Annotated in this window: 6 protein-coding genes and 1 pseudogene; all 7 read left to right on the top strand. The window is 46.1% G+C overall.

Going from position 1 to position 16,963, the window contains the following annotated elements; translation table 11 throughout:
• Positions 1-11: 11 nt before the first annotated feature.
• The 7 genes and pseudogenes from O3621_RS05640 (at position 12) to O3621_RS05610 (ending at position 16,905) form a co-directional block, all read left to right on the top strand.
• Positions 12-2,507 (top strand): annotated as a pseudogene (locus tag O3621_RS05640) (PEP/pyruvate-binding domain-containing protein).
• Positions 2,494-3,126, top strand: coding sequence for a phosphatidylcholine/phosphatidylserine synthase (locus O3621_RS05635; protein ID WP_002909902.1), 633 nt, complete (start codon positions 2,494-2,496; stop codon positions 3,124-3,126). Before O3621_RS05640 ends, O3621_RS05635 begins: the two are co-directional and overlap by 14 nt.
• Positions 3,119-3,991, top strand: coding sequence for a phosphatidylserine decarboxylase (locus O3621_RS05630; RefSeq protein WP_002900512.1), 873 nt, complete (start codon positions 3,119-3,121; stop codon positions 3,989-3,991). Before O3621_RS05635 ends, O3621_RS05630 begins: the two co-directional genes overlap by 8 nt.
• Complete coding sequence (locus tag O3621_RS05625; protein ID WP_002900511.1) at positions 3,976-4,875, top strand: UbiA family prenyltransferase; 900 nt, start codon at positions 3,976-3,978, stop codon at positions 4,873-4,875. Before O3621_RS05630 ends, O3621_RS05625 begins: the two co-directional genes overlap by 16 nt.
• Positions 4,875-7,358: a phosphoenolpyruvate synthase gene (locus O3621_RS05620; RefSeq protein WP_002900510.1), complete on the top strand. Its 2,484-nt coding sequence runs from the start codon at positions 4,875-4,877 to the stop codon at positions 7,356-7,358. Before O3621_RS05625 ends, O3621_RS05620 begins: the two co-directional genes overlap by 1 nt.
• Positions 7,345-8,418 carry a hypothetical protein gene (locus O3621_RS05615; protein WP_002900508.1) on the top strand — a complete coding sequence of 358 codons (1,074 nt, stop codon included), beginning with the start codon at positions 7,345-7,347 and terminating at the stop codon, positions 8,416-8,418. Before O3621_RS05620 ends, O3621_RS05615 begins: the two co-directional genes overlap by 14 nt.
• Before the next feature lie 204 nt (positions 8,419-8,622).
• Entirely contained in the window at positions 8,623-16,905 is an 8,283-nt protein-coding gene (locus O3621_RS05610) for a ZmpA/ZmpB/ZmpC family metallo-endopeptidase (protein WP_371513877.1), read from the top strand.
• Positions 16,906-16,963: the final 58 nt, after the last annotated feature.

The following is a 16,963-nucleotide window of genomic DNA, read 5'->3' as shown; positions in this document are numbered from 1 at the left end:
GGGAGCTTTTGATGAAAGAACTATGGCTGGAAAAGGAGCCTTCGGCCGTCTATGGCGGTAAAATCAATCAGTTAATCAACCTCTGTCAACTGGGGTTTTCGGTTCCTAAGGGTTTGATTTTGCCTGCGGACCAAGTAATGGATTGGCTAAGAGCAGCTCTGCCAGAATACTCAAAAGAGGGACTTAAAGAATTAATCGAACTTGGCAAAGAGGAAATTGCGAAGCGTTTGCAGCAGTATCCCTTGGAGTCAGCTTGGCTACAGGAGTTAGCAGATTTTTGTCAGGAAAATCAAGCCTATATCGTTCGCAGCAGTGCCCTCTTAGAAGACGGACAGGCCATGTCATTTGCCGGTCAATATGACTCGATTGGCAACTGCCGGACACTGTCAGAAATTGAGTAGGGCATCCGTTCTTGTCTGCTTTCTCTTTTCAACCCAGAGGCGCTAGCCTATTGGCAACGACAAGGCTTGGCCGAGCAGGATTTTGCTATGGCTGTGCTGATTCAGGAGCAGATAGAGCCTGACTTCAGCGGTGTCTGTTTTTCCCTAGACGTAGCGACTAATCAAGACCAGACCATGCTATTGGAGTATGTAAAAGGCTCGACTGAGAGCTTGGTTAGCGGTCAAGTTAATCCTTTGCAGCTGACTCTTCCTTGGTACAGGCCAGACTGGAGCCAGTTTGAAAAAGTTGAAATGCCTCTGGCAGTCTTGCAGAAGCTGCACGAGCAAGTTTTGCAGATTGTGGCGTATTTTGGTCGGCCGATGGATATTGAGTGGTGTGCTGTCCAAGAGCAAGTCTATCTGCTGCAGGCTCGGCCCATCACGACAGTACCAACCAAAATCGACAGTGGTCGCTGGACGACAGCAAATTTTCGGGATGGAGGCGTGGCGGCTCAGCCCTGTCCCAACCTGATGTGGAGCCTTTACCGCCATTCTTGGCAAGAGGCCCTTTCTAGCTTTTTGCTGGCAATTGGACTAGAGCCTGAAGGTGTGATGCCTCCACTGATGCGTCTCCATTATGCTCGGCCTTTCTGGAACTTAGGCGTGGTCAAGCAAGGTATGGAGCAGATTCCGGGCTATATTGAGCGAGACTTTGATGATGAGCTGGGAGTTAATAAAGACTACCAAGGTCAAGGTTTTACCAGCAAATTAAGTCCAGCCTTGCTCTTAAATTTCCTGCGGGTAGCCTTAAAAACGCAAAAAGTAACTAAGACTTTTCTGCATCAGGCGCCAGACAAGCTGCAAGAGCTGCGTCAGCAATTTACCCGCCTGAATCAAGAAATCAAAGAACTGAACGACCAAAGCCTGCTGCATCAGGTCGAGAGTCTTTGGCAGTTAGTGCTAAATCAGGCTTATTTAGACAGTGAGGGAACTTATTTCTGGCAGGCCTACATCAATACGGTCCAGCTGTCTATGAAAAAGACCAGTCTGCTTAAATGGCTGACGGTCGATGAATTTTTCCAACTGATTGCCAAGTTAGGAAATGTTTCACATACCAAGCTTTTAGCTGAAATGCTGGAAGCTGCGGATCTTGTTTTGGCAGACGAGAAACTGACAGACGACTGGTTGAAGCTATCGGTGGAAGAGTTGCAGGGACTGGCAGCACAATATCCTGAGCGAGCTGATTTTATCAAGATTCAGGATTTCCAAAAGGACTTTGGCTATCACTCGGCTCGGGAGCTGGACTTGCGAGTGGCTAGCTATGAAGAAGATGCTTATCAGGTTATGACAGCGGTTCAGCAGTTGGTTGCTGATTCAGCGTATTACCAAGCGGCCAAAGCTTCGCTCAGTCCTGTCTCAGAGTCTGAACTGGATCTTGCCCATCTATCTCGAGCTAAGCAGAAAAAGATAGAAAAAATCAGTCAAGACTTGCGGAAATTGCTCTGGTGGCGAGAGGAGTTCAAGGATATTTCCACGCGCTATTACCACCTCATTCGTCAGATTAGCCTTAAACTCGGCCGAGCCTATGAAAAGCGAGGCTTTCTGAAAGTTTCTCAAGATGTTTTTTACATTAAGAAAGAAAGTCTGACTTCCTTTATGGAAGGGCAAAAGACTGCAGACCAACTTCAAGAAGAAGCGGCTGATAATCAGCATTATTGCCAGGCCTATCGGAATTTTGAGCCAGTGGGTGATTTGACTGACAAAGAGATGAGCCTGGAAGAGGTAGCCCATGAGAGTCAGGCCTTGCTGACGGGAATGCCAGCCAGCAGTGGTCAGGTGACCGGTCGGGTTCGAGTCCTCTTGGATTTGGCTGATATTGAGACGATTGAACCGGGAGAAATTCTTGTCACTCGCTATACAGATACGGGCTGGAGCTATGTTTTCGGTATTCTAGGTGGCCTTGTGACAGAGTATGGCGGGGTTCTCTGTCATGCATCTATTGTCGCTCGGGAATGCGGGATTCCAGCTCTGGTCTGCGCCAAGAATGCGACTCAGCTGCTAGAAACTGGCATGCTGGTTACTTTAGATGGAAGAAGAGGAGAAATAAGAATTCATGAAGAAGAATGAACCTTTGTTTATCGGTGAATACGACAAATCTGTTATCCTAACCTATATGGGCGCCACTTTTGCACTGTTGGCAGTCTATGCCATCATTCAGTCCCAGCTGCGGCTAGCCATGATGGCTTTTATCGTTAGCGGTATCTGTGACCTCTTTGACGGTGTCGTGGCGCGACGGATGAAGCGGACTGAAAGTCAGAAGCGCTTCGGTATTGAGATTGATTCGCTCTGCGACATGATTAGCTTTGCGTCTCTTCCGGCTGTTCTCCTCATGACTCAGCTGCCCTTGGGAGCGGCCAATATCATCTTGGCTGTCCTCTATGTCTTAGCTGCAGTTACGCGCTTGGCTCATTTTAATCGCTTGGCCAAACATGATGAAGGATCTGGCTCTTATTTTATCGGCTTGCCCGTGACTTACAGCGCCCTCTTTTTCCCTCTGACCTATCTGGTCTGTCAATGGATAGCGCCTGGTCTCTTTGCTTGGGTATGGCTGGGCTTGTCTCTTTTGCTGACCTTCTTATTTGTTTACAACTGCCGGATTCCCAAGCCCAATAAGCTGGCCTATCTGGTCTTTGCGATTTTAGCTGTTACAAGTCTGATTGGTCTGGGGGTTCTCCCGCATGGTTAAGGTCTATCAGAGAAGGACTGGCCAAGTAGTTGAACCGACAGAATACAAGGCGGGTCTATTAGACAAGCTTTATGGTACTGCTTGGGGCCGCATCTTGTTGCCTTTCTTGACCCGACCTAGCCTGTCTTATCTTCTGACTTTGAAAGACTACACTCCTTTTTCTCGCAAGAAAATAGCAGCTTTTGTTGAAAATTATCAGCTGAATCTGGCTGACTATGAAGATAGCCCCTATCCTAGCTTCGCGGCTTTCTTCCAGAGGAAAATCAAGCCCGCTCTACGTCCGGTCTGTCCTGACAGTCAAGTACTGGCTGTGACAGATGCCAAGCTGGAGGCTTTTACCATTAGTCAGGACTTGCAGCTGACGATAAAGGGTCAGACATACAGGCTAGCTGACTTACTGTTGGATGAAGAGTTAGCTCAGCTGTTCACTGGCGGAACAGCGCTGGTCTATCGCTTGGGAGTAGAAGACCTGCACCGCTATCTGGCGGCTGAATCCGGCAGAATTACCCGAAGACGAAAAATCAAGGGACGCCTCCATACGGTCAGGCAGGTAGCCCAGAAGCGGCGCTTGATTTACAAGGAAAATAAAAGAGAATACTGTCTTTTAGATACCGACCTAGGACCTGTCCTGCAGATGGAAGTAGGGGCTCTCTTGGTCGGAAGAATATACAATCACAGTCAGGAGCATTTGGTCAGGGGACAGGAGAAGGGCTGCTTTGGTCTGGGCGGCTCAACCATTCTTGTCCTCTATCCAGCATGCACGATTCGCTTGGATCAGGATATCCTGACTTACTCAGACCTTGGAATAGAAACCCAGATTCAAATGGGTGAAAAGATTGGAGAAAAGCTATGTTTAAACGATTAGCTGTTTATTATAAGGAAATGTTTCCCTTGCTGCCGCGTTTTTTTGTGGCTGCTATCATGTTTTTTGAGATTTATTTTGTCCTCTTGCTCAATGACGGAGTGACCAAGTTTCGCTTTGACCATCAGGAGTTGATCGGAATTTTTACCATTTTCGTCTTTCTGATGATTCTGCGGATCGCGGATGATTTCAAGGACTATGAGACCGACAGACGCCTCTTTCCTCATCGGGCTCTGCCATCTGGCCGGGTGAAAAAGAAGGACCTGGCTATTGCCCTCAGCTTTATCGTAGCTGTATCTGTACTTCTCAATATCCTCTTTATGAACAATATCGGCTGGTTCCTCTTTCTCTACATCTACGGAACTCTCATGTCCTTCTGGTTCTTTAAGCGTGATAAGATTCAAAATTCTCTGCCACTGGCTCTAGTAACCCATAATCCGGTCATGATGATTTTGAATCTTTATACTATTTCCTTTGTCTGCTACAAGTACAATCTGCCTCTCTTGTCCCTGCCGACTGTCTTGCTGGCCTTTACCATGTATTTCCCAAGTCTGATCTGGGAAGTCTGCCGCAAGATTCGAGCGCCAAAAGACGAGACAGAGTATGTGACCTATTCTAAGCTTTTTGGCTACAAAAAAGCTACTCGCTTTATCGAGGTGGTGACTCTGCTGGATATCTTGACCAATTTTGCCCTTCTCTGGAATATTTCCCATGTTGGAGTGGTAATCTTGGTGCTGAATGTCATTTGGATGACCGTCCAGTTTGAGCAGTTTATCAAGGATCCGACTCGCTTTAATATCCGGGAGCGGGTGGAGCGTTATACTTATATCACAGAGACGACAATGGTTCTGTCCGTTGCTGTTTATCTCTTGATGGGGGTACTTTGATGAAAAGAATCAAGCAGACAGGGCTTGACCAGGTCGGAGGCAAGGCCTATCATTTGCTGAAAATGCAGGCTGCTGGTTTGCCGGTTCCTGACTTTGCAGTATTTGCTTTTGACTTTTTTCAAGAATCTGCCAGCTCTGCTGACTTGGAGCAGATGGAAGTAGCCTATCGGTCCGGAGAGTTGGAATTGTCCCAACTCAGTCAGCAATTTCAGGATTGGGCTAAAGAGCAGTTTGCGCAAGAAGATCTGACAGCAGCAGAAAACTGGATTCATCAGGAGTTTTCTCAGACAGACTGTCGCTTTGCGGTTCGCTCATCAGCAACCATTGAGGATGGGAAGGCTTCATCCTTTGCCGGTCAGTTTGAGAGCCAGCTCAATGTGAAGCCAGAGGGGCTTAAAGAAGCCGTCCAAGCGACTTTGCTCTCTCTTTATCAGGAGTCGGCTCTTAGTTATCTATTTGAGCAGGGACTATCCTTGAAGCAGGCACAGATGATTTGCCTTGTTCAGGTCATGCAGGAGGGAGAACTGTCTGGGATTTACTTCACAGCTAATCCCAAGGGCATTCTGAACGAGCACATCATTGTCATCGGTCGGGGCTTGGGCAATAAGGTTGTCGAGGATAAGATTCCTACAACCATGGTGACGCTCCATCCCAAGGACCAGCTCTTTTATACTGAGCAGACGGAGGACTCACCAGAATTATCACAGGAACAACTCGAGGACTTACAGGCCTTGGCTGGTCAGGTAAGTCAGCTTTTCGGACCTTATATGGATATGGAGTTTACCTTCGCAAATGGCCAGCTCTATCTTTTGCAAGCACGACCTATTACTACCTTGCTAGAAGGCCAGCAGATTATTCTGGATAACAGCAACATTGTCGAGAGCTATCCGGGCGTTTCTAGTCCTTTGACCATTAGCTTTATCCAGGAGGCCTATGCTAGCATTTTCCGCAGTCTGGCCCAGCGATTGGTTGGCAAGAATGCCCCTGAATTGGCAGCTTATGAATCCACATTTCAAAATATGCTACAACCAGTCAACAGTCGGGTTTATTACCAGATCCAGAGCTGGTATCAGCTCTTGCAGCTTCTGCCTTTTTCTAAGAAAATCATTCCTATCTGGCAGGATATGCTGGGAGTGAGAGAGACAGAGGTGCCTCAGATGCCAGTGCACCTGTCTGCTTTCAAACGCCTGCAAATCATGCTCCGAATCATCCGAGAGTTTTGGACGGCACCCAAACAAATGAGGCAATTGGAAGAGCAGTTCGCCCAGATTCAGCGCCAATACGAAGCGAGCTTTTCTCCCGATGCAGATGCGGAGACCTTGATTGGCTTGGTCAGCAAGCTGAAAGAGGATATTCTGGCTCACTGGGACATTACACTGGTCAATGACCTCTATGCTTTTGTCTATACTGGACTCCTGAAGAAGTCGCGGCGCGGCGGAGCGGTTCAGGCTGAGATTGCGGGAATTGAGCAGATTGAAAGCATGAGACCGGCTTTGGCTCTGCAGGCTTTAACAGCTCAGCTGAAAGCAGAAGAAAATGCAGAGATTAGACAGGCTATGGAAACTGAAAGTCCAGCAGTTTTTCTAAGTCGCCATCATCCTTTGGTCCAAGAAATTACTCATTTTATCCATGAATTTGGTGACCGAGCTCCGGAAGAGTTGAAGTTAGAAACACCAACCTTCCGAACGCACCCAGAGCGTCTGTTCAAGCTCCTGCTGCAAATGTACCAACAAGAGGAGAAAAAGTTGGCCCCTCAGAAACTTGAAGAAGTTGAGCAAAAATCAGGCTGGTGGACGAATTTTCTTCGCAAGCGAGCCATGACTGGTGTTAAATATCGGGAGAGCTCCCGCTTAAACCGCACACGAATCTATGGCATGATGCGACAGATTTTCCGAACGCTTGGGCAGCAATTAGCCGAGCAAGGACTGCTGGCTACGCCTGACGATGTTTTTTACCTGACAAAGGAAGAATTGTTTGAGCTGACCAGAAAACCCAGAGATGTTAGCGGCTTGATAGCCGAGCGTCGAGAGAAGTTGGAGGCTGATAAGGAGCTGCCAACCTTTAGTCGCTACGTTTTTGCTGGACAGGTCTTTGAGAAATATCTGAAACCGCAAAACCGTACCAGCAGTCATAATACGGGCAATCAAGCCTTACAAGGGATTGGCTGCTCACCTGGCTGCGTCAAGGCTCAGGTTTTGGTCGTGGAAGATGTGCAGGAGATTGAGTCTGCTCAGGACCGGATTATCGTGACCAAGATGACCGATCCGGGCTGGGTCTATCTTCTGACCCAAGCCAAGGGTGTCATTGCCGAGCAGGGGTCTTTGCTCTCGCACACGGCCATTATTTCCCGCGAGCTAGGTATTCCTTCCATTGTCAATGTCAGAGGTGCCTGCAGCCAGCTGCAAAATGGCGACTGGATTGAGATGGATGGCCTTACTGGCAAGATTCGACTAATCAAGGAGGAAGACCATGCTGGAAATTAAACCAGTCAAACCCAATACGACAGAGCTGGATGATTTTCTAGCTCTGCCCAAGCAGATTTACCAGTCAGACCACCTCATGCAGTCGGAAGAGGAAGAGATGGCTTTGATTGAGGGCAGTCACCCGCTGAGTTCTGACTTAGAAACCTATGCCTTTGTTGGCTATGTGGACAGTCGACCTTGTATTCGAGGCATCCTGACCTTCTATCCAGATGATGAGGCTGCTTACTTGGGATTTTTCGAGTCGATTAATGATCAACAGATTGCATCTGCTTTTATCGAGCATTTAGCAGGTTTTGCTCGCAGTCTCGGAGCGATTAAGATAATCGGCCCCGTACAAGCAAGTTTTTGGCTGGGCTATCGAATGCAGCTGACTGGAACAGAGGAGCTTCCTTTTACAGGGGAGCCTCATAATCCAGCCTATTATCCTGAGCTATGGCAGGCTGCTGGTTTTGAGATCAAAGAACTCTATCTGTCCAATTTTTATCCCAAGGTCAGCAATCAAACTCATCAGGACAAGCTGGCTCATCGCTTTGAGTCTTTTGAAGAAGCTGGTTTCACCATTTGCTCTCCCAAAAAGAAGGACTGGGAAGAAGCCTCGCTGCAGGTTTTTGAGCTTCTCAATCGTCTCTATCAAGATTTTCCGATTTATCGGTCTATTTCTAGTCAGCAGTTCAGTCAGATTTTTCAAAAATACCAGTATATTCTTGATTTTTCTATGGTTAAGCTGGCCTATAAGGAGGACAAGCTAGCTGGTTTTCTGATTGCCATGCCAGACTACGGTTCTCTGGTTTATCAAAAACTGACTCCTCTTAACCTAGCCAAGCTTTTTTGGACCAAGCGTTTTCCAAAACGTTATACGATTATGTATCTAGGAGTAGATGAGCAATTCTTGGGGTTAGGCTCTGCCTTGGCTTATCCGATTTTTAAAGAAGCACAGAAGCGACAGGCTTCAGCTATCGGTGCCTTGATTCATCAAAAAACCGTCACGCGCCACTATGCGGCAGAACTGCAAGGGGACAAGCATGAGTACGGCCTCTTTGAATTGGATTTAAACTCTTAGCTAACAAAGCAAATCATAGTTTAAAAAGCAAATTTTCTAACCGAAGATTTGTTTTTTTAGTTAAAAATGAACACTATTTTCAGGTTGTTCAAAAACATGATGATTTCAGCTTTCAAAGATATATTTTTAAGCAAAAGCATTGAATTTTTGTAGGAAATTCTGTAAAATTTTAAGAGATTATTATATGGAGAAAAGGGAATTATTATGGAAAAAAGAATCACTGGTGATACGCTCCAGCGCTATTCTTTTAGAAAGTTATCAGTAGGATTGGTTTCCGCCACTATCGGAAGCTTCTTTTTGAGTACCGCCATAGGGGGAAATATAAGCACGGCTGAGGCTGCAGAAGTCTCAGCCGGCAAAACCGTTCCAGTTCAGTATCACTACGTAGTAGAGTCTGAACTGACTGAAGCTGAGAAGAATGCAGTTGTTAAGGAGCTTCCAAAGTTTGTGGAAGAAAACTCTGATACTTATTACCTGGTTTACCGTCCAAAGACCCAGGGGCTTTCGGCAAAAAGTTTGCCAAAGACGGGCTACTCAAGTCTGTGGGAAGCGACATTTGCGGCTGCTGGACTGACTTTAGCAGTTTTAGTAATTGCACGAGGTAGAAATGGTAAGCGATACCTGTCTTCTATTTTGCTGGTGACGGGTCTAGGATCTATTCTCCTAGCTCCTTCTGTATTTGCAGTGACCAATATTGAATTAGCCGCCTACAATCAAAGGCTGAATTTGACAGTGGGAGATAAGCTGCCGGAGCCTTTAGAGATTGCTGGTTTTGAGTATGTCGGCTATCTAAAAAGCGGTGAACAAGGCAAGGAGAACGCAGCAGGAAGTCATCAGCTTCCTACGGCACAAAAGGACTTATCAGCTGTTGAAGTCGATCAGCAGGCAGGTAAATTTGCTAGTCTTTCTGGGAATCTGAGTACTGCCAACAAGCCGGTATCTACTGAAACAGAGAAACTGACAGAGCAAGAAAAAGAGATTATTGCTGCCAAAGAACGCGAATTTGCTCGGCTTTCTCCAGTTACTGAAGTACCAGAACTGGAATTCAAGAGCCAAGAAAGCAGCCAAACCCAAGTCCTGCCTTATCAAACAGAATACCAATATTCAAATGAGCTCGCAGAGGGGCAATCTCAGGTCATTCGCGCAGGTGTCGCTGGTACACGTACTGTTGTCACTCGCAATTATATTGCAGGTAAAGAAATTGTAAAAAGCGAAGTGGTTTCAGACCAGGTAACTGCAGAGCCAGTTTCGGAAATTGTGTTGGTTGGAACTACTGCAGTCAAATCTGTTCCAAAAGAAGCGCCAGTTCAAGAAGTCCCAGAGCTTACCAGCTATGGCACCGCACCAGATACTGCGCCTGTGAATGAAGTTCCCGAATTGACGACCTATGGTACAACGTCCGATACTGCACCGGTTCAAGAAGTGCCTGAGCTAACGACTTATGGCACTGCACCAGACACCGCTCCAGTACAAGAAGTCCAAGAATTGACAACGTATGGCACAACGCCCGATACTGCACCGGTTCAAGAAGTGCCTGAGTCAACGACTTTTGGCATTGCACCAGATACCGCTCCAGTCCAAGAAGTTCCGGAACTAACAACTTATGGTACAGCACCAGATGACGCACCCGTTCATCAAGCCCAAGAATTAGAACTGACTGCGACAGATGAAACAAGAAGAGAAAAGATAGATTTTTCCGTCGAAGCACAGTATACTGATGAGATTCCAGAAGGCAGTCGCCAGATTGTCACACCAGGAGTTGAGGGCGAGCGGGCGATTACCACTCGTATCTATACCTCGAATGGCCAAGAGGTTGATCGCCAAGTTTTATCGGATGAAGAAATTCTTGCAGCAGTCACTCAAATTATTAAGGTCGGTACAAGTAAGTCAAGTCTGATTCCGGCTGACGCACCAAAGGTAGAAGAGCTATCAGAATACCCGCTAACTTACACGGACGAAACTAGAGTTGAAAAAATCAACTTCACAATTCGTGAAGAAGAGACTGACGAGCTAATTCAAGGCACCCGTCAAATAGTGATTCCAGGAGTTGAGGGCGAGCGAACTATCAAGACCCGTATCTACAGCTCCAACGGTCAAGAAGTTGACCGCCAAGAACTTTCAAATGAGGAAACTCTAGCGCCAGTAACGCAAGTTGTCAAAGTTGGTACAGCTAAGTCTCACATGGTACCGAACGATGCGCCAAAAGCAGACGCTTTGCCAGAGTACCAGTTGACTTATGCCGATGAAACGCGTGTTGAAAAGGTTAACTTCACCATTCGTGAAGAAGAAACGGACGAATTGGTTCGTGATGCCCGTCAAATCGCGACTCCAGGCGTGCAAGGTGAGCGAACAATCAAGACTCGCGTCTATAGTTCCAATGGTCAAGAAGTTGACCGTCAGGAGTTATCGAATGAGGAAACTCTAGCCCCAGTGACGCAAGTTGTCAAAGTTGGTACGGCTAAACCAAATATGGTACCGAACGTTGCACCAAAAGCCGATGCTCTTCCAGAGAACCCATTAACTTACATGGACGAAACGCGTGTTGAAAAAGTAGCCTTCAATATTTTGGAACAATACACTGATGAGTTGCCACAGGATGCCCGTCAAATTGCGACTCCAGGTGTTGAGGGTGAACGAACAATCAAGACTCGTGTCTACAGTTCCAACGGTCAAGAAGTTGACCGCCAAGAAATTTCAAATGAGGAAACTCTAGCGCCAGTAACGCAAGTTGTCAAAATCGGAACAGCTAAGCCGCATATGGTACCGAATGATGCACCAAAAGCAGACGCTTTGCCAGAATACCCGTTGACTTATACGGATGAGACGCGTGTAGAGAAAATCGCCTTCAATATTGAAGAGCAATATACTGATGAATTGCCTCAAGACGCTCGTCAAATCGCGACTCCTGGCGTTCAGGGCGAGCGGAGGATTAAGACACGTGTTTACAGCTCCAACGGTCAAGAAATCGACCGCCAAGAGCTTTCTAACGAGGAAACATTAGCACCAGTAACGCAAATTGTTAAAGTTGGTACTGCTAAGCCGCACATGGTACCGAACGATGCGCCAAAAGCAGAGGCTTTGCTAGAGTATCCACTGATATACACAGACGAAACGCGTGTAGAAAAAATCAACTTCAGCATTCGTGAAGAAGAGACAGACGAACTAGTTCGTGATGCCCGTCAAATCGCGACTCCAGGTGTGCAAGGCGAGCGAACAATCAAGACCCGTGTTTACAGATCCAATGGTCAGGAGATCGACCGCCAAGAGTTGTCCAATGAAGAAACCTTGGCTCCAGTAACACAAGTTGTTAAAGTCGGAACTGCTAAGCCAACCATGGTACCAGGTGATGCGCCAAAAGCAGACGCTTTGCCAGAGTACCCGCTGACTTACACGGACGAAACTCGAGTAGAAAAAATCAACTTCACAATTCGAGAAGAAGAAACGGACGAACTTGTTCGAGATGCTCGCCAAATCGCAACACCGGGCGTTCAGGGCGAGCGGACTATCAAGACCCGCATCTATAGTTCCAATGGTCAAGAAATTGACCGCCAAGAGTTGTCCAATGAGGAAACTCTCGCTCCAGTGACGCAAGTTGTCAAAGTCGGAACAGCTAAGCCGCATATGATACCGAACGATGCGCCAAAAGCAGATGTTTTGCCAGAGTATCCGCTGACTTACACAGACGAAACCCGCGTAGAAAAAATCAACTTCAGCATTCGAGAAGAAGAAACGGACGAATTGGTTCGTGATGCCCGTCAAATTGCCACTCCAGGTGTTGAGGGCGAGCGAACTATCAAGACCCGAGTTTACAGCTCCAACGGCCAAGAAGTTGACCGCCAGGAGTTGTCCAACGAGGAAACTCTAGCTCCAGTAACGCAAGTTGTTAAAGTTGGTACGGCTAAGCCAAGCATGGTACCGAACGATGCGCCAAAAGTAGAAACTTTAGAAGAATTCGATTTAATTCCACTTCACAATCTATTAGCAGAAGCGGATCAGATTAAAGCTCAGGCACGTTATTTCAACGATAGTCAGAGCCATCAATCTAGCTATGATACTGCTTTGACAGCAGGTCAAGCAATCCTGAACCGATCACATGCTAGCCAAGAAGAAGTCAACCAACTGGTGGAACAAATCAATCAAGCCAAGACTCAGTTAAGCGGTCTTGAGGTTGTCAAAACGGCTCTTCAAAATGAATACGATTTAAATCCAACTATCAAAGCAGCTCCAAAATATAAAAATGCTGACTCAGAGAAGCAGACATCTTATACTGACGAATTAGCCAAGGCAGAAGTAGTTCTGAACAATCAAACTGCCACACAAGTGCAGGTCAATCAAGCTTTTGCTAGCCTGACAGCAGCCAAAGATGCTCTAAATGGAGTGCCTAAAGTCAAGCCAACGGTTTCCATTCTAAGTCTGACAGAAAATGCAGATGACAAGTCGGTTACAGTCCAATATAGATTAGAAGACCAGTCCCAGTCCTTCCGTTCAGCGACTGCTGAATTATACCAGGGGGATCAGCTTGTTCGCACTCTTCCGATTACCAATTTCGCAGGAAGTCTGAAGATTGGCGACTTAGACTACTACACAGGCTATACCCTGAAAACCAAGCTGACTTATGAACTGGATAATGGCAGCTTCACAGAACTTGAAACGGACAGCCGCAATTTTGAATTGGAATACAAGAAGATTGCCTTCCGAGATATTGATTCGGCAGAGTTTTACAGAAAAGAAAACGACCAGTTTAAGCGCGTCGTGTCCATGAGCTCTATGCCTACGGATCTGTCTACCTACTTCGTCAAAGTCAAATCAAGTGAATCTAAGGAAATGCTCCTGCCGGTTTACAGCATAGCGGAAAGTCATAAGGATGGCAGGGATGTCTATAAGGTGACAGTCTCTCTGCCTGAGCTGGTCCAAGAAGGTGAGACAGGCTATAAGTCTGGCTATGACTTCTATATCAGTAAGGCAGCTGTTCCTAGTCAGCAAAATATCTACACTAGCTTTGCTAGTTTGGTAGACGCTATGAAACAAAATATGGCTGGCAACTACGTTCTGGGAGCTGATTTGGATGCTAGCGAGGTTAGTCTGGCACCTGCGGATTATGTCTACCTCAAAGGAAACTTCACAGGCAGTCTGACTGGTAGTCATAATGGCAAGCAGTACGCGATTTATAATCTAGCCAAGCCTTTATTTGAAAACCTCAAGAGTGGTTCCTCTATTTCTAATCTGGACCTGAAAGAGGTCAATATTGTTGGTACTTATGACTCAGCTGCCCTGGCCCGCAATGCAGAAAATGCTCGAATCACAGATGTTTCTGTCCAAGGTAGAGTAGAAGTAAAAGAAAATGCTTCGCAGGTGGCAGGTTTGGTCGTTATTGCTAACAATACCCAAATCACCAATAGTTCCTTTACTGGAACTATCGTATCAAATGATAAGCAGGGCAAAGAATACAATGTCGGTGGTTTGGTTGCCAATCTTAAGGGAGGAAACTCCTTGATTAGCCAAAGCAGGGCAGATGTGACTATTCTAGCAGGCGCTAGAGCCAACAACCAACGCTTCGGCGGTCTGGTTGGCCGTTTAGAAAACAATGCCCGCATCAGCCGTTCTTATGTAGCTGGAAAGATTCAAAATTCTACTAAGAACGGTCAGATTGGTGGCGTAGTAGGTTCCAATTACTTCAATGGCTTGATTGATAATGTTATCAGTAACGTCAGTGGTACAAATGTTTACAGTATTTCTGGCGATCAGGGATATGAGAATAACCGTATCACAGAAGCTTATGCTGTTGAAGGAAATAAAACACTGGAAAATGACAAGTTTGTCACTTCGACACTGACTCTGAACGAGGCAGAAGAAAAGCTGACTAACCTAGACATTACGACCACGCTGGAAGACACGAATCTCAACCTTTATTCTGTCAACTATGCTCTGGAAAAGAATGCTCGAGAAGACCGTTTAATAGCTTATGCTAACATGGAAAAACTCCTTCCATTCTACAATAAGGAGACCATTGTTGCCTATGGAAATAAACTTCCAGATAATCACAAGCTCAATACAGAGTACTTGCTGGACGTTGTTCCGATGAAGGGCGACCAGATTATCACTGATATCAATAGCAATAAGACCGGAATTAACCGCTTGATGCTGCACTTTGAGGATAATACAGTTGACTACCTGGATCTGACCTATAAGGGAGATTTCAAATATAAGGCAATTGCAGAGTACAGTGTAAATGGCTTAGACCTCCTTTATACACCAGAAGCCTTCCTATCAGACTATAGCAGGGTTCTCAATCAAGTGCTGCCGGAGTTGAACCAGGTTGTCCTGGACTCACCGGCTATGCGAACTGTTTTAGGCGTGAATGCTGACACTTCTCTGGATGATCTCTATCTAGATACGGCCTTTGACCAAGTCAAGACCAAGCTGTCAGAAGAGTTACGCAAGGTTCTGGCTATGGACAAGTCCATCAATACTGAAGGCGATGTCGTGGCTGACTATGTAGCTCAGAAGATTACAGCCAATAAGGAAGCCTTCCTGTTGGGTCTGACCTATCTCAACCGTTGGTATAATATCAACTATGACAATATCAATGTTAAGGATTTGTCGGCCTATAAGTTTGACTTCTTTGGAAATCATAATGCTTCAACGCTGGATACCATCATTTCACTAGGTCAGTCAGGCTTTAATAATCTTAAAGCCAAGAACAACTATATGGCTTATGATACCTCTCTCTCTGAAGCGACTGGTAAGCGAGGGCTCTTTAACTACTTAGAAGGCTATCGTCAGCTCTTCCTGCCGGACAAGAGCAATAATGAATGGCTCAAGACCAATACAAAAGCCTACATCGTTGAGGCTAAGTCGGATGTAGCAGAAGCGAGACAGCTTCAGGATGCAGCTGAGGACAAGAGTAAGTATTCTGTCGGCGTTTACGACAAGATTACTGCTGATAACTGGGAACACAAGGGCATGCTCTTGCCACTCTTGACCATGACTGAGAAGGGTGTCTATGCTATCTCCAATATGTCTACCATCTCCATGGGGGCTTATGACCGTTATCGCCTTGATGCCAATGGCAGGGTTCGGACAGATGCAGAGCTAGCTGAATTTGTCGAAGACAGAGTGAGAAAAACTGCTGAATACCAGCGCGATCACTATGACTTCTGGTATAAGATTCTAAGCGATGAAAGCAAGGACAAGCTCTTCCGTTCTGTTCTGGTTTACGATGGATTCTCATTGGTTGACAAGAATGGTCAAAAATATTGGGCTCCAGCTAATGACAAAAAATCACTGGCTATGCAGGAGTTCTTTGGACCAGCTGGCAAGTGGTATCCAAGCAAGGGCTACAATGCCTATGCTACAGGAAGTGTAACCCACTTTGATGCCGCTCGCTTGTTAGAAGACTATGGTAACTCTGTCTATACGCATGAGATGACCCATAACTCTGACGGTGGCATCTACTTTGAGGGCAATGGCCGTCGCGAAGGTCTGGGAGCTGAGCTTTATGCTCGCGGTCTCTTACAGTCCACTCCAAGTGCAGATGAAGCAACCATTACTCTCAATACTCTCTTCAAGGTGGACAAGGACTCTAAGACGCGTCTACACACATATAACTTCAAGGAACGCGTTCAAAATGCAGAAGACCTGCAGCACTATGTCCATGGTATGTTTGACATGATCTACACCCTAGATTACCTAGAAGGTACTTCTATGCTGAAGCAGAGCGATGATGCTAAACTTCAGTGGTTCAGAAAGATGGAGAATTACTATATTACAGATAAGTATGGTAAGGAGACCCATGCAGGTAACCAGACGCGAAGCTTTACTGCTGAGGAAATCAAGCATCTGAAGACTTTTGACTCTCTGATTGAAAATGATGTCATCACTCGTCGGGAGAATAAGGATAGTGGGAAATACGGTCGAAATGGCTACCTCAGTCTCAGCCTCTTCTCACCAATCTACTCAGCCTTGAGCAATCCAAATGGAGCTCCGGGTGATGTCATGTTCCGCCGTACAGCCTATGAGTTACTAGCAGCTAAGGGTTACCATGAAGGATTTATCCCGTATGTTTCTGGTAAGTACTCTAAGGAAGCCTTTGATGAAGGTAAGAAAACGTGGGATGGATGGTCCGGAAGAGATGTTGGTCTCGTAACTGACCAGAAAGTCTTGGAAAATGTATTCAAGGGTGAATATGATTCCTGGGTAGCCTTCAAGAAAGCTATGTATAAGGAGCGGATTGATCAGCTGACTAAGCTCAAGCCAATCACTATTGAGTACGAGCTTAAAAATCCAAACAGTACTAAGAAAGTAACCATTCATTCTTATGAAGAGATGCAGAAGCTAATGGACGAAGCAGTGGCAGAGGATGTACGCAACATTACTAATGCTACCAGCCGTGTTGATGCTAGCTGGGTCAACCTGCTCAAGAAGAAGATTTACAATGCTTATCTTCGTGAGACAGACGACTTCAGACAGTCAATCTTTAATAAGTAAGCGGCAAAATGTTTTTCAGAAATACTAAAAATATCTAGACTATAAAAAGTCTAGGTAT

Origin of the sequence: Streptococcus sp. 20925_1_22, from assembly GCF_041431685.1 — a bacterium.
Classification (GTDB): Bacteria; Bacillota; Bacilli; order Lactobacillales; family Streptococcaceae; genus Streptococcus.
Note: the sequence above shows the minus strand (reverse complement) of the source record. Positions and strands in the feature narration are given on the sequence as shown.